Genomic DNA, 19,226 nt, shown 5'->3' on the forward strand with positions numbered 1-19,226 from the left:
TACACAATTTGTATACCTATTCTTACATGGTCTACGTTACCTTGTTTGACTGCCAAAAGGGAACCCTCATTTCATAAACAATATGAACAAAATTGATGGAGGTCGATAAAACATATGAAAATCGTTAATTTGATGGGGATATCTCTTTAACGACACGTATTTCGGGAGATCTGGATTCTAACATGGACATGTAGTCTCAGATCCTTGTAATGGTAACTATGGTGAAAGGGATCACTATCATTGGGTGGATCTAAGGAGTCATTTTCAGTAGATAGAGCGTTGTTTATGGAAAAATACTATTAATTCGAGTCATATGGCTTTGGCCTTAGCTGTAAGGTTGCAATACTGTAAGGTTACAGTAAGGACAATCCCTCGACCTTGTCTGTCTTTTACATTAGGATGAGGAGTATAACAACATAAGAGACAACTTGGGAGTGTGACAAATGACAAGACTTACAGGCAAGAAACGATTACAAATGGTTCTGGCAGTGACAATGGCATTTAGCTTAATCGCTGGGACAATAACAAATGCAGGCATGACATACGCTGCCCCTGCTGCTGAATCTACTTCGACTATAAAGACCACGTTCCAGACACCAGAGCAAGTGCAATCGCACGTTAAATACGAGATTGATGCCAAGCTAGACACCGATAACATGACGATTACGGGCAAGCAGACGGTAACCTACCGCAATACCTCATCTGATAAATTAAACGACGTTGTGTTCCATCTATTCGCAGATGCGCATCGTTCCAAAGATACGCAAGCGCAAATGTTTGCCCGCACTAACGAAGAACTAGCCAAACAATTTCCAGACAAAAAACCAGCCGACTTTCTAGGCGGCATCGACATCACTGATGTCAAAGATTCCACTAGTGGCCGCACATTAACGTCAAAAAATGAACAGCAGGCCTTAACTGTACAACTGGAAAAACCCCTCCTGAAAGATGAAGAAGTGACGATCGTTATAACCTACAAGACCAAAATCCCATTTGGTGCACAGCGCCTTTCTTACCAGAAAGATATTATTAACGGCGCCCACTGGTTCCCTGTGATGTCCGTATATAATGAGCAGGCACATACATGGAACAAAGTACCGTACAGCACCACTTTTGAATCCGATTATTACGATGTTGCCGATTATAACGTTCATCTGAATGTTCCAGATAAGCTCCAGCTTGCCATGCCTGGACAAATGTCCGAGCAGCCTGCAGAAGCTGGACGCAAAATAGTCTCCACCAAGTCAGACAAGACACGGGAGTTTGTATTCTTTTCAAGCGAAAAGTATCATAAGGCCAGCAAGACCAAAAACGGACTTACGGTAGAATATGTATACTATAACGACAAGAATGATCCAGCCAAGACCGCCGTTATTAACCAATACATGGATCGCGCGTTTGCAGCAATCGAGTTTTTCAGCAGCAAATTCGGCAAATATGACTATCCCGATTTCCGTATTGTTGAATCTCATGTGGAGGGCGTAGCTGTTGAGTTCTCGCGGATGATTCAGATGGGTCTCGTATCCCCTAATGCCGTGCCTGCAAACGACTCTGCATTTGTTCATGAGATCGCTCATCAGTGGTTCCACTCTATCATCGGTAACAATTCTGAAAAAGAGTCATTTCTGGATGAGGGATTCGCTGACTTCGCCATGACTTACTTCTATAATGAGCAGGGCAACAAGAGCAGCGGCTTTGATGGCGTTCGCTTTGATGACTACCCAATGGACGTTGCCATTAATTCCGACAACCATCATGTGGGGGATTCACCAGATGCTGTGTATTACAAGAAGGGCCGTCTTGCCATTTATGAGCTGTATCGTATGGCTGGACCCGAGAAATTTGACACCTTTATGAAGGAATACTTCAATCGATATGCCTATCGCAACGCAACGGTTAGTGGATTGCTGCAGACGATAGAAGATCAATTGGGCAAGTCAATTCGCGATCGCATGGACGATAACCTGAACAAGCCTAACTTCGAGTTGAAGCCGGAATATCAGATGTCAGAGGCTGAAAAGCAAGCCTTTATGAAATCTTCCATTAAGCAAATGTACGACGGTGTGGATGAATCGAATCCGCAGCTGCCAAAAGAGACGATGTACAAGCTGATGAGCAAGACGCTTCGTGACGAGCCGCTTACGATCATCGTAGGTGATCCCGCCAGTAAGAAAGCTAAAGCGCAGCAGGACATGCTGGCTACTCAGCTGCAATCGATGTTCCAATCATTTGGCATGAAAGCAAATATAATCAACAATCGCCAGACGATTAAGAAGCAGTTGGAGACTACACTTGCCAAGAGCAACGTCATTGTAATTGGTAATCCCAAGCACAATGCCTTTACCCAAGCCTTGCAAGCTGGTATTATCACTAATTCTGCACACACTGGCTTCGCTTGGAAAGAAACGATGAGCAAATCGGGTCTTCAAGGTGCCTATGGCATACTGCACCCTTATAACAAAGAACGAATGGTCGTCCATTACTTCTGGACAGATGACCATATCTCCAAGGATTGGGAACAGCCTTTTATTATGGGCATCGGACATAAGACCCTAATGGTAACCAACCATTTCTATCAGTTTATTGTCCAAAAGTCAGATGGATCGATCTGGAAAGAGAAAAAGATTGAGAATCCTATCGCCAAACTATTTGAAAATACAGATGATTCGAATTAACACTTCCTTCATTTGCAGGACGGTCTACACTCCGATACAATAGAACCATAACGAGTTGTAACGGTGCCCTGTTGGTTGCACAGCAGGGCATACCGTCTGAAGAAGGAGTGATCCAAGTTGGCTAACACCCATACCTATTCCAGGGGGGAAGAGATTGCAAATGCCATCACGCATGGTATTGGCGTGGTAATGAGCATCGCGGCACTCACATTGCTCATCGTATTTGCAGCCCTGTATGGCGGACCGATTCATGTCGTCAGCTTTACGATATACGGCGTCACGATGCTGCTGCTTTATACAGCCTCAACGCTGGTACACAGTTTTCCCGAGGGGAAAGTCAAGGATTTGTTTGAGACGTTTGACCACTCGTCTATTTACCTCTTCATTGCCGGCACTTACACACCGTTAGTGCTCATAGCACTTCCGCCCAAGCTTGGGTGGACATTGTTTGGCATTGTCTGGGGGATTGCGGTCGGAGGTGTCATTTTTAAAGCCTTTTTTACGAAGAAATTCCTATTTGCCTCGACTGCTTTATATATTGTAATGGGCTGGATTATCGTTCTTGCTTGGGGACCGCTAGTAGCTACCATGCCTGCCCTCGGATTAAAGATGCTAATTACTGGAGGAATTCTGTATACGGTTGGTACGATCTTTTATGTATGGCGCGGATTCCCATTCCACCATATGATATGGCATTTGTTCGTATTGGCAGGATCTCTGGCACATTTCTTCTCCGTACTCACACTTGTACAAATTCCATAATGTATCAGTTCTGTCCTGCTTTCCTTACACGGTGCAGGGCTTTTTTGTGCCTTTTAATTGAATAAATCCATACAATTGACGCTTATTGCACACCATTCGCCTATATCTGTGCATAGCCTGTAGCGAGGGGATTGGTTATAATGGATATGCCAAAAAGATACGTAAGGATGGAAAAGCATGCATAACCTACTAGAACGTTATCGCCAGTTGCGTGAATTAATTTCGGAATCTTCCGTGAAGTTTGATGAAATGTTAAAGCAGCATACTTATACCCGTATGGGCGGCAGAGCCGATTTATATGTCACACCTGCTCACTACGAAGAACTGCAGCTTGTACTGTCGTTTGCCCAAACACATCAATTGCCACTAACGATACTCGGCTTTGGCTCTAACCTGATCGTTAAGGATGGCGGGATTCGTGGCATTGTCGTAAACTTGAACCACTTTAATGCCATTACCCGTGAAGCGGATACCATCACGGCCCAAAGCGGCGCAGCTATCATTGACGTGTCTCGCTCTGCCCTGACACATCACCTGTCCGGCTTGGAGTTTGCCTGCGGCATCCCTGGTTCCGTAGGCGGAGCCCTTTACATGAACGCCGGTGCTTACGGAGGCGAGATCGCTGATGTACTCGTTAGCGCGCTCGTACTCACTACGGAAGGCGAACTGCTGCGCTTGACAAAAGATGAGCTGGAATTAAGCTATCGACACAGCAACATCGGTACGAACGGCTACATCGTGCTGGAGGCAACGTTCCAGCTCGTTCCCGCCGCACACGATACAATTAAAGTCAAGATGGATGAATTGACAGAGCAGCGTGAATCCAAGCAACCATTGGAATACCCTTCTTGCGGGAGCGTATTTAAGCGCCCGCCAGGATACTTCGCAGGTAAGCTTATTCAGGATTGTGCGCTGCAAGGAGTACAGATCGGCGGAGCGCAAGTCTCGACGAAACACGCCGGCTTTATCGTGAACGTACAAGAAGCCACGGCAAGCGAATATATTGCGCTGATCCGTCATGTACAGCAAACCGTTAACGAACGGTTCGGTGTACAGCTTGAGACGGAAGTTCGAATTATCGGGGAAGACGAATAGATGGCGATTAGAAGGCAAGCCGCACAGTGATGTGATCATGGTGCGGCTTTCTTTTGCTTGTCAAAGCAGCAGCCAAACTATCTGCTCCCTATATATTCCGATGGAACAAAATGAATCGTTAACAAGTGAAAAACTTATTTGATCATCGAAGAAAACTATTCGGAAACTACTGAATTTATAAATTAAGTATCTAGTTTAACGCCTATTGTTAGATGCCTTATCCATATTTCATTTAGGAGGTCAATCGGATGATTGTTGTGGTATCTCAGTACAATAATAATTGGAAACAGAAGTTCAGTGAGGAATCTCAAATAATCAAGGATATTCTGGGAGACGAGTTAATAGACATTCATCATATAGGCAGCACTTCAGTCCCAGGATTAATATCCAAACCAATCATTGATATTATGCCAGTAGTAAAAGATATTACTAGAATAGATGCGATTAATAAACAGATGAAAGAAGCAAGATACGAATGTATGGGCGAATTCGGTATAAAAGGAAGACGATATTTCCGAAAAGGTGGAAATAATCGCACGCATCAAGTGCATATGTTTCAAGGGGATAACAAGGAAGATATTAACCGCCATTTGGCAGTAAGAGATTACCTCCAGACACATCCCGATGAAGCAAATCGTTATGGGGCTTTAAAAGAAAGCCTCGCTCAACAGTTTCCAAACGATATTCAAGCTTATATGGACGGGAAAGATGCATTTGTTAAAAATTTAGAGAAAAAAGCGCTAGCAGGGTACAAAACGGAAAATTAAGGTTTAGCAAATTTACACAATCGTAGAGGAGACCGCTGTGCAGCAGCTTCTCTTTTCTATTCAATCAGCGGGAAGTATTATGGAGTATCAATTGATCATAACATAAACCATACATGATAATTTCAAAATATAGCTACAATACAATACGAATCGTAAGAAGAATAAGGAACGCGCAGAACGCTTTACTTTCCTCTAATATCAAGTGCAGTGTGCTTTCTAAGGGTGTAAATTCCCCTTATTGTAACTCCCCAGCATTGCGTACACCTGTTGCCATCTACTATACTTAATAATATTTAGTACATCTTTAGCACAAGCCTACCGAAATAAGTCAACTAAGGAGCTTTACATGTTTAGAAATCGCAGAACGTTATATTACTTAGGTCTCTTTACCATTGCAGTGCTGTTATATAAATTTATCGATAACATAGATAGCGTGCTGCACGCTATAGGGTCGCTCTTCTCTATGATGACGCCATTTATTATCGCCTGCTTTATCGCATACTTACTGCGTCCGCTCGTAAATGTACTGGAAGCCAGACTGCTGAAGAAACAAAAGCGGAAACGACTATACAGCATTTTGATCGTCTACGCCTTGTTTATCTGCTTTATTATTCTCTTGATAACCGTGGTTACGCCTCGCGTTATTGAAAGTGTCAGCACACTGCTCGCCGGCCTGCCGACCTACATATCAGGCACGGAAGTATGGCTTCGTTCACACGTCATTGAACAAGAATGGTTTATCAAAACCGGTATCGATGTGCAGAACGGGACTTATTTAAGTTCGCTGCCTAGCCAGATCAGTGAGTTCCTAAAAATTATTTTAGACAACTTAATGTCGAGCCTCTATACGTTAACAACGGCCGTGCTTAATCTAGTCATCGGCTTTATCGTGTCTATCTATTTGCTTAAAGATAAAGAAAAGCTGGCAGAGGGGTCAAGTAAGTTGATCTACGCCTTGTTCCGCAAAGAATGGGCTGACAAATTTCTTTATTTGGTAAGACGTATAGATAACGTATTTTCGCAATACTTTGTAGGCGTTATTCTAGATGCGATTGTTGTAGGCACGATCGTATGTATCGGACTGCTTCTCATCGGGTCTCCGTATACCTTGCTGTCCAGCTTGATTGTAGCCATTACTAACGTTATCCCTTACTTCGGTCCGTTTATTGGCATGATTTTTGTTGGGTTGATCACGTTATTTGTCGCACCAGTCAAGGCATTGTGGATTACATTATTTATTTTATTAGTAAAACAGTTGGACGGATATATTATCGGTCCTCGGATTGTAGGTAACAAGGTGGGAATGGGACCGATCTGGATCATCTTTGCGATTATTATTGGCGGCGGATTCTTCGGCGTGATCGGCATGTTTATTGCTGTTCCTATTGTAGCCGTAATCAAGACAGCTATTGATTCCCTTATCGATACCAAGCTGGCGACACGTTAGCTGCCTGCATACGTTGGCATCCAGCTGTATATCAACCGTACGCAGCCAACATGCGATCAGGCACACGCAAATTCAAAAGCTAGTTATGCAAATAACCTCCAGACCCGCACAGTAGCGGTTGCTGGAGGTTATTTGTTGTATACAGCAGGTATTGGCTTGGCACCATTCTTCCACTAGTGGCAGCCTATCACCAGCCAGTTAACGCATGCAGCCTTGCAGCGTTAGGAGTTCTCCTACGATCCGAAATTTAGCATACTGGCAAATCTGGGCTGCGTCATAGGCGATACTCCAATCACACGGCAGCGGCGGGACATATGTTAAACATGTCAATCCCCCCACCGTTCTTCCTCCCCCGTTAGAACATCCTTCCCTCCCGCATCGCTTGCAGGCGTCCTTATGCTGTTTCTTCATCCACGCATACAGGGCTCCTGCCTCCTTAACGTTACGAAGGCTCTTAGGAGGAAGGCAGCAGTTTCGACGGTTCTTTCAGTGCAATCAAGCTAAGCTCATGCAGCGCCCGCGTGCATACTGTATACAGCAGCTTGCGGTCAGACTCTTTGCCATAAGAAGTTTGATCCGCATCATAGATAATGACCCCATCAAACTCCAGCCCTTTGGCCAAATACGAGGGCATGACCCAATAACCCGCCGCGAATTGCCGCGTAAACTTCGTCACCTGACGTATATCCGGGAACTGCTCACGCAGCAGTTCATATAAATAGGCGCTTGTCGACTCATCTTTCGTAATCAGCGCAGCAGATCCTGCGCCGGCTCGTTCCAACTCCCGCAGCAACCTAACTGCTGCAGCAAGCCGCTCTTCTTCCGTCTCCACTAGATATAAGCGTGGAGCTGATCCGGAGCGATTAAAGGCTTGCGCAGGTTCTCCATCCGGTATAATACGCTGTGCATATTCCGTAATGTTCCGTGTTGAACGATAACTTTTGGCAAGACGGACAATGTCGGTCTTTCGTTCTTTGAACATTTGCTGCACCATTTCAACTGAATTAACCCGATTAGCTTCATAAATAGCCTGATTCCAATCCCCCAGTATCGTAAATCGACTGCGAGGAAATAATCGATTCAGCAGCTCATACTGAAATGGAGAATAATCCTGTGCTTCATCAATGACGACATGGCGAATATGATTAAACGTATGGAATCCTTGTGTTCTTTCAATCAGATAGAGGAATGGAGACGTATCCTCGAATGGCAGTATCCCATACTCAGATAATCGCTTGGCCGTGTAGTGGCCGATCTGAGTAGCAAGCTTCGTATCAGGCAAAGAATTATCACCAACAACCCTTGTATGCTCAACCTCCGCTACCCAATGACCAAGCTGCTGCATGCAGCTTACGTACATGCCCTCCCAATCAACAAAACCAAATACTCGAGTTTGCCGACGCATACGCTGCACCCATTTGCGCACCTGCTTACGACTTATATCCCGCAGCTCCTGCTCCGTACCTAAATATTGATTTTTCTGCAGCAGTTTGTTGTATACACGTTTTTCCTCGGCTTTGGCCCAACTGTTCACATATTGTTTTACCCATTCCTGAAGCTTGTGCAACCGGCCCGTAAGCGACCAATCTGCCAACACAACGTAGAACTGTTCCGCCATCATTTCCTGTGTCACAATGGTCCGTTTTGGTGTTCCTAGCGCTACAAACTGCATGCCCTCTTGCGTAAGATGATCGATATAACAGTCCATAACCTGCATAAAGTCAAATGACGCTTTCCACCGAGCCGAAGCAAGCTCCAATAGTGTTGAATCGCTATCTTCCGCTGTCTCATTTACATCTGCCGTCTCATCTGTCTGCTTGGTAGATGTTTGGACCGATTGAGCAGCCGTTCCTATTGCCTCTTCACCTGTAGGCTTTCTCATTAAGCGCTCTGCTTGATCATACAGATCCTCAAGCTGCCAGCGTGTATGCAGTCGATGTTCCAGGTAATTCTGGAACGTGGTCTGTGACATATTTGCTTCCCCTAGCTCAGGCAAAATGTTGGACACATAATCGTTAAATAAGTCATTAGGGGAAAATAACACAACTTGTTCCGACCGAATGCTATTTCGATACTTATACAGCAAATAGGCGATTCGCTGCATCGCTGCTGATGTCTTGCCGCTGCCTGCTGCTCCTTGTACGATCAACACATCGTGACTATCATCTCGAATGATTGCATTTTGCTCCCGCTGGATCGTACTGACGATACTTCTCATCTTCGTATCACTACTCTTTGCCAGCATCTCCTGCAGCATGTCGTCCCCGATTTGGATGCCTGTATCAAATACTGCCTCCAGCCGACCTCGTCGTATAACGAATTGACGCTTCATCGGCATTTCGCCTGTGATCAAGCCAACTGGGGTCCGATACTGTACAGGACCTGCTGCATAATCATAAAACAAGCTGGCAATAGGCGTGCGCCAGTCGTACACAAGATGTGCATCTGCCTGATCGTCCGTTAACGACATCAGCCCGATGTAGATATCCAAAGTCTCGTCATCGCCGTCCTCACGAAACTGAATGCGACCAAAATAAGGGCTGCCCTTATGCTGATTCAGCTTCTGAAGCAGCTTTCCTGCGTGGGCCTGCACCCGTTCATGATTCGCCAGGTCTTGCGTCTGCTGCATCACGCTAACATACGATTCGAACATATCGTCTTGATCGAGCGTTACTTGATCCCAGAAATTCCGCTTCATCTCCACAATTTCGTTCTGCTGCTCTTCGCTTGTCTGCTGCAACTGATCAATATGACGTTCAATTACATCAAGCACATACCGCAGCTTACTTAACTCCTGTATTCGATCCGACTCTAACATGTCATTACTCACTGCTGTAATCCTCTCCTGTTCTTATTGCTCATGATGTAACGTTCCAGCACTCACCTGAACGATTTCTTCACTGTCTACAGCAGCAATTGCAGCGCGCAATCCACGTACCATATCGTCCAAAGACATACTTGCTTTACCCGCATGTTCGACCGATTGCTCAGGCAGAAACGGAATATGTATAAATCCGCCGCGGCAGTTCTGGCCAAATTGCTCAATAGTATGCATCAATGCGTAAAAAGTAGAATTGCACACATAAGTTCCCGCTGTATACGAAATGGAACACGGCACGCCTACCCCTTGAATAGCGGAACGCATTGCTTTAATAGGTAGATTCGTCCAATAGGCTGCAGGACTGTCTGCTTCAACGGGAACATCAATCGGCGACTCCCCGTCATTATCAGGGATACGAGCATCTATCAAGTTAATGGCAATTCGCTCCAATGTGATATCCGGTCTTCCTCCAGCTTGACCGATACAAATAACCACTTCTGGGCTCAGCTCGTGAAAATATGATTTAATTTGGGATTTAGCTGGGTAAAATGCGGTTGGCAAACATCTTGCCATCACCTCATAATTTCCAATAATTTGACCATCCAACTGTTTGACCGCTTCCCATGAAGGGTTGATACTCTCCTGTTGAAAGGGCTCGAATCCTGTAAGAAGTATACGTTTCATATGTAATTACACAATCCTTTCTCTAATGATAAATGAACACTAAACGATTGGGTGCACGGCGTGTTGTTGTTCATTTTGCAACGTCTGTCAATTGTGATATGGTTAATCGGATGGAAAGGAGCATAAAAAGATCATGACACAAGTAGATACCCCCTCCCTCATCCTGTTAGGATTAGCCGGGCTTGGGTTGCTTAGCGGCAACTCCACCGTAACCATTGCAATGGTCGTACTATTGCTAATGCGTGTAACTAACTTACAAAGTGTATTCCCATGGATTGAGAAATATGGGCTCACGATTGGCATAATTATATTGACGATTGGTGTAATGGCACCGATTGCAAGCGGTAAGTATACATTAGAAACATTAGCTGGTTCTTTTCTAAACTGGAAGTCCCTTCTAGCCATTGCTATCGGCATTTTTGTCTCTTATCTGGGCGGCCGGGGCGTCAATCTGATGAGCCAGTCTCCGACGATTGTTGCCGGGTTGCTGGTTGGCACAGTAATTGGCGTAGCTTTGTTTAAGGGTGTTCCTGTTGGTCCACTAATTGCCGCTGGCATCTTATCTTTGCTGCTCGGAAAGTCTTAATTCCGCAGCTCATCACTCATCATACGACGAATAAACTACGCAGGCAAATCATACAATAGGCTATGGATGAAAGACGCTGCAACCTTATTCTGCATAAAAAATGTACAAAAATGGATTGACAATAATTAAAAGGCAGTGCTAGAATCAACAAAGCAGGTACGACAACGTACATACATACTTTACAAGAGAGGCAGGTGAGTTCCATGTTGTTCATCAATACAAGTAAGCATCGCGATGACGCGATGATCATCACACAACAGCATATATGGAGCCCTGCTGATCGATTGCAGCACTAGGAAGAACAAGAACTTCAGATGATATTCAAGGTAATGATTAATGACCTGCCTTGACTCTCTGTACATTCTGTCTTTCTCTACACCAATCAATCATAATGTGCGGGCTCACACGCTCGTACGTCTATATAACCTGTTGCCCACAAGGTATATCGTATACGACGATATACCTTTTTTTATTCCATATTACCTGAATTTGTCAAAAGAAAAGGAAGTGAGAATCAATGTTAGGCGTATTACAAAAACTCGGATGGTTCTTCCGTGAGCACCGTGCCCGTTACATGGTAGGCATCACTCTACTGGTAGCCATAGGCGCACTTGAGCTCGTTCCCCCTCGGCTGCTGGGTCAGGCGATCGATGAGATCGTTTACGGAACGATTACTTGGGAATTACTTACTCGTTATCTGATATATATTTTAGTCTCGATGGTTATCATTTACGTAGTTACGTATGTATGGATGTATTTGCTTTTTGGCGGGGCCTTTCTCGTTGAACGAAAGCTCCGCTCTAAATTTATGCGTCAGCTCCTGAAGATGACGCCGCCGTTTTTTGAGAAATATCGTACGGGTGATTTGATGGCCCGTGCAACGAATGACCTGCGTTCGGTATCCCAAACTGCTGGATTCGGGATGCTGCTGCTGACGGATTCAACCGCATTCCTGCTTGTTGTTCTGTTTGCAATGGTGTTCTTAATCCATTGGAAACTGACTTTGATGGCGCTGCTGCCGCTCCCGATTATTGCGATCGCAATGAGAGTGTTCGGCAAGAAAATTCATGAGCGTTACACCATTGCGCAGGATGCATTCGGTGGCATGAACGACCAAGTGCTTGAATCCGTTGGAGGTGTCCGTGTAATTCGTGCTTACGTACAGGAACGCAACGACGAGAATCATTTCCGAAACATTACGCAGGACGTTTATCAGAAAAATGTAAATGTCGCCAAGGTGGATGCCTTGTTTGATCCGACGATCCGATTCTGCATCGGTCTTAGCTATATGATTGGTTTAGGGTATGGCGCATATTTGATCATTCATCAAGAAATATCAATTGGCGATTTACTCGCCTTTAATATGTATCTCGGCATGCTCATCTGGCCGATGTTTGCCATCGGTGAGCTGATCAATATTATGCAGCGAGGCAACGCCTCTCTTGATCGTGTCAACGAAACGCTGCATTACAAGCCTGACGTTGAGGACGCTGCTGAGACAGAAGCTGTTACTGTGCCAGACATTATAGAATGGCGAAATTATCGCTTCCAGTATCCTTCCTCCAAGTTCAGCAATCTTAACGATGTGACGCTGTCACTGCGTAAAGGGCAAACGCTCGGCATCGTCGGGCGCACAGGAAGCGGCAAGTCCACATTCGTGAAGCAATTGCTGCGTGAATATCCGATCGGCGATGGACAACTGCTCGTTAATGGAACGGCACTTGAACGTGTGCCGCTAGACCAGATTCGGAGCTGGATCGGCTACGTACCGCAAGAGCAAATCTTATTTTCCAAGACTGTCAGGGAAAATATCAAGTATGGCAATCCAAACGGCAGCGAGCAGGATGTGTATGATGCCATTGAGTTCGCCTCCTTTACACATGATATACCTACACTTGTTGATGGTATCGAGACCTTGGTCGGAGAGAAAGGGGTCGCTTTATCTGGTGGACAGAAACAGCGTGTTTCGCTTGCTCGTGCCTTTATTTCCGATTCGGAAGTACTCATATTGGACGATGCCTTGTCAGCCGTTGACGCACGTACAGAAGCCAATATTATTCAAAATATTCGTGAGCAGCGGGCAGGCAAAACCACTTTAATTACGACGCATCGTTTATCTGCTATTGAACATGCGGATAACATTATCGTGCTGGATGATGGACAGATCGTCGAGCAGGGTACTCACGAGCAATTAATGGCACAAGATGGCTGGTATAAGGAACAATACATGCGCCAGCAATTGGAATCATCACTATAATTCAAATTCACATTTTCAAAATAGACTGGAGGAACTACCTCTTATGCATATCGAACAGCAAGAAGAAGCCGTGAAGAAGCGCCCTGTCGGCAAACGGTTGTGGCAATACGCGCTGCACTTCAAAGGCAGCTTTATCCTTGCGCTGCTCATGCTGACTTTGGCGGTGGCAGCCGATTTGTCAGGACCATTCATCGCCAAAGCCATTATAGATCGTCATATCATTGGTATTGAGCAGCCCTACTACGTCACACAAACAGCATCTAAGGACAATGTATCCTTTAATGATGCTACTTATAAACGCGCCGACAGATTCGAGCCTGGTGAGACAAAGGGCAGCGCAATCCAGATCTTACAGGTTGGCAAATCGTTCTATTTAATATCTGGTGAAGCGCCTACTACTACAGGCGTTCGTGAGTATCAAGACGGCACCCTTAAGATCACCGCCAAGGGCCAGGTATGGGAGGCTGCTGCGCAGCCGCTGCCTTTATCCCAACTGCTTGTATTTTATGAGCCGGAGATTAGAGGCATCCTCTACTGGCTAGGAATTTATATACTCTTGCTAGCTGTCAGCATCGTGATGAGCTTCGGCAAGATTCTTGGCCTGCAGACAGCGGCCAACAAAGTCATTCGCAAGCTTCGTGGTGATGTGTACGCCCATGTACAGCGACTGCCTATTCCTTACTTTGACAACTTACCAGCAGGTAAAGTCGTATCTCGAATTACCAACGATACGGAAGCAGTCAAAGACTTGTTTGTTGCTGTACTATCTAACTTTACTTCCGGCATTATTACCATCGCCGGTATATATGTTGCATTATTTATTCTAGATACAAAGCTTGCCCTGTTCTGTATGGTGCTTGTGCCACTCATTCTAGTGTGGATCGTATTGTATCGCCGCATTGCAACAAAGTACAACATCGTGATTAGGTCCCGACTCAGTTCAATTAATGCCATCATTAACGAATCGATTCAAGGTATGCCAGTCATTCGCGCATTTCGTCGTGAGAAAGAAACGATGGATGAATTCGAGAAATTAAATGAGGACTATCTGACCTACTCCAACAAAATGTTATCTCTTAATGCCTACACCTCGCACAATCTTGTTAATGTGCTGCGCAATGTCGCCTTTGCCTTTGTGCTCTGGTATTTCGGAGGTGCATCTTTAAGTGCTTCTGGCATCGTTACACTTGGAGTGCTGTATGCCTTTACAGATTTGCTCAGTCGCTTGTTCCAACCCCTTACTGGTATGGTGAACCAGTTGGCTACGTTGGACCAATCCATCGTTTCGGCTGGACGTGTGTTTGAATTGATGGATGAACAAGGGGAAGAACGACATGACGGTTCAATGCCTCGCTATAAGGGACATGTGGAATTTGATCAAGTTTCCTTTGCGTATAAAGAAGATTTTGTGCTCAAAAACATTAATTTTGAAGCGAAACCAGGTCAGACCGTTGCTTTAGTCGGCCACACCGGATCAGGAAAGAGCTCCATTATGAACTTATTATTCCGTTTCTATGATCCGCAGCAAGGTGAAATTCGTATTGACGGCAATGTCATCCGTGACATTCCAAAGCAATGGCTGCGGCAGCACATGGGCATTGTTTTGCAGGACCCGTACTTGTTTACAGGAACCATTGAATCCAACGTAAGCTTGGGCGATCCTCGTATTTCCCGGAAAAAAGTCGAAGCTTCGCTGAATGCTGTCGGGGCAGATCGTGTCTTAAAAACATTAACTAAAGGCCTTGATGAGCCCGTTGTCGAAAAAGGCAGCACCTTATCAGCAGGTCAACGGCAATTAATTTCATTTGCTCGTGCCCTTGCCTTTGAGCCTTCCATACTCATTCTAGATGAAGCAACGGCGAATATCGATACGGAAACAGAGGCCATTATCCAAGAAGCGCTGGAGGTATTGAAGCGCGGCCGCACTACGTTTATTATTGCCCATCGGCTGTCAACGATAAGAAGTGCTGATCTTATTCTTGTACTCCATCGCGGAGAAATCGTAGAGCGTGGTTCACATGAAGAGCTCATGGCTATGGAAGGCCGATACTTCCGGATGTATCAGCTGCAATTTGGTGCTCAGGTGGAAAACCAAGCACAAAGTGGTCAGATTGGAGAGCCCTCGTTTGCTCCCTTGGAAGATGCGGGATTAGAGGGCGATGAATTCGAGCACAACACTGATGCGTCAAATGAAGAACATACCAAAAAGAAGCGTGCAGCTATAGCTCAAGCGAAACCTGCTTCAGCTGCATATAAATGAACAGTTGTTCGTTAATGGATTGTAATACAACATGAAACACAAACTTAATTCTGTTTGATGAAGTATCGTACAGGAGACAGAATTGTCCTCCTCCATAAAAAGTACCGCGAAAATAATCTTTACAGGTTACATGATTAAAGGAGTGAAATGCTATCATGCATTTGAATTGGTATACTGCGGAAAAACTGCAAAAAATGAATCAGACCCAGATCGAAAACTCAGCTCGAAGATACTGGATGTACGCTAGAATCAAGCCGATAAAGCAACCGGAAATGGCTTACTACCAAGATAACGACAGTTATTTATACGGAAAGGCCGTCCATGTGCTGGAAGAAATGATGGAATCAGAAAATGCCGAACTGCGATTGAGAGCTGCTGAGATTGTGATGAGTCACGGCCTGAAACGCTCGCGCGGAGTACGCATTTCAAGTTAAAAACCAACTTATTCGTCCATATTAATAACAAAGCCGTCATTCTGCTGCTAGTAGCAGAATGACGGCTTTTGATCATGAGAAGGCTGGCTTATTGCATCTGCTTTGCTTAGCACCTATTTACTTTACCGGTGCTTCCCTTTAGCATTATTGGCGTCAGAAGTACGTGTACTTTTGGTCTGGTTGGCATGTCCTTGCTGTTTGTGCGCCATGTCAGCTTGCCCCTTTCATTTAGAAAGAAAATAATAAATAAGTGCTACGATTCCTGCTTCGGAATGTTATTCAGACTTGGAGCACGTTGAGCCGCCTTATGTGGTTTTAAGGTTATGCTCGACTCGGCAAATCTGGACTTGTTCTGCAGCTGGTGAATACGGTCAGCTCTGTTGTAAGGCATTATGAACACCCCCTACCTCATATCCTGTCCATCCGCAAGAGCAATATGTAATGTGCCAGCATTTCATGAACCATGCCTATTTCTACGTATATCTACACCAATTACTTTCCATAACATCCGCTCAAATGCTTTCCAAGGAAGAAGCATTCGACTAAGCAATACAGTACGAGCTCCCTTGCCAATTGGATATCGAAGCTTCCGTTTGCCGCCTGCTGTATGGGCAATTCTTACTATTAGGTTCACAACGGGATCAGGCAGAGGCGCTGTAGCCCCATTATGCTGAATGCTGGCAAGTACCTTATCCACATAATAGTGGTTAGGGGAATCATCAGGTGCATGCAATTGTGCCAGACTGCGATCCCATATATTTGTGCGATAGCTTCCCGGCTCTACCAGTACAACATCTACACCATATGGCGACATTTCCAGCCGCAAGGCTTCACTGAAGCCTTCCAATGCAAATTTGGAGGCCACATAAGGTCCGAGGCCCGGGAAACCCATCCGTCCACTGATACTGCTGATCTGGATAATACAGCCACTCCGAGCCTTGCGCATATAGGGTATGGCAGCCTTAGTAACTTGCACAGCTCCAAATACGTTCGTATCAAACTGGTCGCGCCAAACTTGCATCGGCACATCCTCTGCATATCCACCTGCGGCATAACCAGCATTATTAATAACAATGTCGATCTTACCGTAAAGATCTATAATTTGTTGGGCTATAAGTTGAGCTTGCTCCTCGTGCCGAACATCCAGCTCCCACACGTGTACCGTTGCTTCTTGTGTATAGTGGCTTATGAATTGTATAATCTGTTCCCGCCGTGCATCTGCCTGCCTCGTCGTTGCAACAATAACATAACCGGATTGTGCCAGCTTGGCTGCTGTCAATAGGCCAAATCCACTGGCTGCTCCGGTAATCCATGCCGTCTTGGCTTGAGCCACTATACGTTCACTCCATTCCTATTTCTCGCCTTCCTTTTCAACTGCTTGTTCAGCCTCACTACTTTGATCATCAACTTTAAAGTGCGTCAAATGACGCTCCAACTGCTCGCTTAGTTGTTGTAGATTCGTCACGGAGGAACGCATCTGCTCGGTCATAGCAGATTGTTGCTCCGCTGCCGCGGCCACACGTTCAGTATAGGAATTGCTCTGCACGGCAATATCCGTCAGCTGCTCAAGTGATGCTGTAATTTCTTCACAGGCTGCCGACATCTGGGTAGCAACGACGCTGCCCTCTTTTACTTGTTCTGATATATGTTCGACGGCTGTCACAATATGCATAAATGCTTTATCCGCATCCCGTACGACATTTAAGCCGGCTTCAACTGCTCCCTGCTGTGATTGAGCCGCATGATCTGTTTTCAGTTTACGTGCATGAATCTGCTCAATAAGCTGCATAATATGGTTAAGTGAATGTTTTGAATGCTCTGCCAACTTTCGAACTTCAACAGCAACGACTTGGAACCCTTTACCATGCTCACCAGCACGTGCTGCTTCAATTGAAGCGTTAAGTGCCAACAGTTCTGTCTGCTTGACTACCCCTTGAATAAACTGCACAGCGTCTCCGATTTCCAGAACTTCTTTTGACAATTCATTAAGTGCTTGATAGGTATCCTGTGAAGCGTCTTGAATACGCTCCATCTGTTCCACTGTACGCGTAATGACTTGGCGCCCCGCCTGCGCTTGCTCTGCTGAAGCATTCATGTGCTCAAATACAACGGTTGAGGTTTCCGACAAGTTCTGTACGCCTAGCGTAATCTCAAGCATGGCTTGCTTCGTCTCGGCCGTGCTTTGCAGTTGAACTTGTACACCGGATGCAACCTGCTGCATGGAGGCACTCACCTCTATCGCAGACGCTGCGGTTTCTTGGGCTCCGCTGTTTAATTCAGAAGTGGATACCGCCACACCTTCAGAAGCTCGCTGCACATCTTTTAGCAAAGCGCTTAGACGCTCTATCATTTGATTAAAGACATGGGCAACTCTGCTGATCTCATCGTCGCCCTTTACATCCAACCGAACGGTAAGATCTCCTTCAGCTGCACGTTCAGCCAATTGATGCACACGACGAAGTGGATTCAATTGGAATCGGATATACCAGACAAGCACAGCTAGCCCCACGAATATAATGATCAATCCAATCCATAATGTCTCCATTAAAGTGCTCATTAGATTGGCTCTCACCTGTGTGTAATCAAAATCAATAGCAAATATAGCTAAAGTCTGACCTTGCTCGTTCTTGATTGGTGCAACGGCTGTAATGATCCAATTATCCCCTATTTTAAAGTCGCTCGTAATCGCAGTACCTTTTTTTAACATAGCTGCATAAGCATCATTTAATTCATCTGATAACGTAATCATCTTGCCAGGTGGATAGCCTCTTGATTCAAACTGCTTGCTCGCTTGAACCAGCTTCAGCTTTTTGTTGCTTAAGTCTTCTTTAGACGGTGGCATTACAATAAACGTATTATGTATATCTTCTTTAACCAGACTGTTCAATTTCTCTCGAATGAGACGAAAGGTAGGATTGGAAGCATAATCTTTGCTGGTATTGGCATCAGAAAAAGAATAAGAGACTTGTCTAACAGATGATTGAAGTTCCTGAATTTGCAGCGTCATCATCACTTTTAACCGCTGTTCAAGAAAGTCCATATACATCTCCTGCTGCTGCGAGTACTGCCTTACAAATAATACAGAGCAAAGCAGCAATACAATCACGATTATAACAGCGATCATCTTGGCAATAATGCTTCGTCTAATTATACCCATCCATCTCAGACCCCTTTTTATCTTCATAAAAATTCCATATTTTTGACTTGAAATCTGTCATATAATGAAAATCATTGTACCATAATGAGACGATTGTTTACCATATTTTAATCCGAATCCGTTGTAAATTTATCGGTTTTTGTCGAATTAACAAAAACGTGCCCATAGTGAATCTCATTTATATAAAAATAAATTTAATATCTCCAGAAAAATAAAGAAAGAGACTGGAAAAACCAGCCTCTTTGTTCATCTCTTGTATGTGTATTTCCTATTAGATATCG

Annotated in this window: 15 protein-coding genes; 9 read left to right on the plus strand and 6 right to left on the minus strand. The window is 44.9% G+C overall.

The genetic code is table 11. The features are described 5' to 3' along the window. Positions 1 to 443: 443 nt before the first annotated feature. From QP775_RS09510 to QP775_RS09530, 5 genes are all read left to right on the plus strand, one after another. The gene (locus QP775_RS09510) at positions 444 to 2,675 is read left to right on the plus strand and encodes a M1 family metallopeptidase (RefSeq protein ID WP_285105412.1); all 2,232 of its coding nucleotides are present in this window, start codon (positions 444 to 446) and stop codon (positions 2,673 to 2,675) included. Positions 2,676 to 2,792: 117 nt separating this feature from the next. Beyond that, positions 2,793 to 3,437, plus strand: coding sequence for a PAQR family membrane homeostasis protein TrhA (gene trhA / locus QP775_RS09515; RefSeq protein ID WP_239332828.1), 645 nt, complete (start codon positions 2,793 to 2,795; stop codon positions 3,435 to 3,437). 177 nt (positions 3,438 to 3,614) lie between these two features. Then, positions 3,615 to 4,532 carry a UDP-N-acetylmuramate dehydrogenase gene (murB, locus tag QP775_RS09520; protein ID WP_239332830.1) on the plus strand — a complete coding sequence of 306 codons (918 nt, stop codon included), beginning with the start codon at positions 3,615 to 3,617 and terminating at the stop codon, positions 4,530 to 4,532. 248 nt (positions 4,533 to 4,780) lie between these two features. Beyond that, entirely contained in the window at positions 4,781 to 5,299 is a 519-nt protein-coding gene (locus QP775_RS09525; RefSeq protein ID WP_285105415.1) for a GrpB family protein, read from the plus strand. A gap of 346 nt (positions 5,300 to 5,645) precedes the next feature. After that, positions 5,646 to 6,746: an AI-2E family transporter gene (locus QP775_RS09530; RefSeq protein ID WP_239332834.1), complete on the plus strand. Its 1,101-nt coding sequence runs from the start codon at positions 5,646 to 5,648 to the stop codon at positions 6,744 to 6,746. 198 nt (positions 6,747 to 6,944) lie between these two features. Here QP775_RS09530 and QP775_RS09535 read toward each other — a convergent pair whose 3' ends face one another. Genes QP775_RS09535 through pcp form a run of 3 tightly spaced genes read right to left on the minus strand, consistent with a single transcriptional unit; the run spans position 6,945 to position 10,251 of the window. Further along, on the minus strand, positions 6,945 to 7,157 hold the full coding sequence (locus QP775_RS09535; protein ID WP_285105417.1) for a hypothetical protein: 213 nt from the start codon (positions 7,155 to 7,157) through the stop codon (positions 6,945 to 6,947). A gap of 43 nt (positions 7,158 to 7,200) precedes the next feature. Further along, a complete protein-coding gene (gene helD / locus QP775_RS09540) occupies positions 7,201 to 9,576 on the minus strand; it encodes an RNA polymerase recycling motor HelD (protein WP_285105419.1) in 2,376 nt (791 codons plus the stop codon). A gap of 21 nt (positions 9,577 to 9,597) precedes the next feature. Then, positions 9,598 to 10,251, minus strand: coding sequence for a pyroglutamyl-peptidase I (pcp, locus tag QP775_RS09545; RefSeq protein ID WP_285105421.1), 654 nt, complete (start codon positions 10,249 to 10,251; stop codon positions 9,598 to 9,600). Positions 10,252 to 10,384: 133 nt separating this feature from the next. On the opposite strand from pcp, the gene QP775_RS09550 reads away from it, so the two are divergent. The 4 genes from QP775_RS09550 to QP775_RS09565 all read left to right on the plus strand — a co-directional run bounded on the left by QP775_RS09550 (position 10,385) and on the right by QP775_RS09565 (position 15,788). Next, positions 10,385 to 10,837 (plus strand): DUF441 domain-containing protein, encoded by a 453-nt coding sequence (locus tag QP775_RS09550; RefSeq protein WP_239332852.1) that lies wholly within the window; start codon positions 10,385 to 10,387, stop codon positions 10,835 to 10,837. A gap of 517 nt (positions 10,838 to 11,354) precedes the next feature. After that, entirely contained in the window at positions 11,355 to 13,094 is a 1,740-nt protein-coding gene (locus QP775_RS09555; protein WP_285105424.1) for an ABC transporter ATP-binding protein, read from the plus strand. Positions 13,095 to 13,137: 43 nt separating this feature from the next. After that, on the plus strand, positions 13,138 to 15,354 hold the full coding sequence (locus QP775_RS09560) for an ABC transporter ATP-binding protein (protein WP_285105426.1): 2,217 nt from the start codon (positions 13,138 to 13,140) through the stop codon (positions 15,352 to 15,354). A gap of 155 nt (positions 15,355 to 15,509) precedes the next feature. Continuing rightward, complete coding sequence (locus QP775_RS09565; RefSeq protein WP_285105445.1) at positions 15,510 to 15,788, plus strand: hypothetical protein; 279 nt, start codon at positions 15,510 to 15,512, stop codon at positions 15,786 to 15,788. Between the two features lie 253 nt (positions 15,789 to 16,041). Here QP775_RS09565 and QP775_RS09570 read toward each other — a convergent pair whose 3' ends face one another. The 3 genes from QP775_RS09570 to QP775_RS09580 all read right to left on the minus strand — a co-directional run bounded on the left by QP775_RS09570 (position 16,042) and on the right by QP775_RS09580 (position 18,945). Then, positions 16,042 to 16,179, minus strand: a complete 138-nt coding sequence (locus QP775_RS09570; protein ID WP_239332860.1) for a hypothetical protein — start codon at positions 16,177 to 16,179, stop codon at positions 16,042 to 16,044. A 63-nt stretch (positions 16,180 to 16,242) separates the two neighbouring features. After that, a complete protein-coding gene (locus QP775_RS09575) occupies positions 16,243 to 17,121 on the minus strand; it encodes an SDR family oxidoreductase (RefSeq protein WP_285105447.1) in 879 nt (292 codons plus the stop codon). Between the two features lie 18 nt (positions 17,122 to 17,139). Then, on the minus strand, positions 17,140 to 18,945 hold the full coding sequence (locus tag QP775_RS09580) for a methyl-accepting chemotaxis protein (protein ID WP_285105449.1): 1,806 nt from the start codon (positions 18,943 to 18,945) through the stop codon (positions 17,140 to 17,142). Positions 18,946 to 19,226 lie beyond the last annotated feature (281 nt).

The sequence above is a fragment of the Paenibacillus sp. UMB4589-SE434 genome (assembly GCF_030226685.1).
Taxonomy (GTDB): domain Bacteria; phylum Bacillota; class Bacilli; order Paenibacillales; family Paenibacillaceae; genus Paenibacillus_B.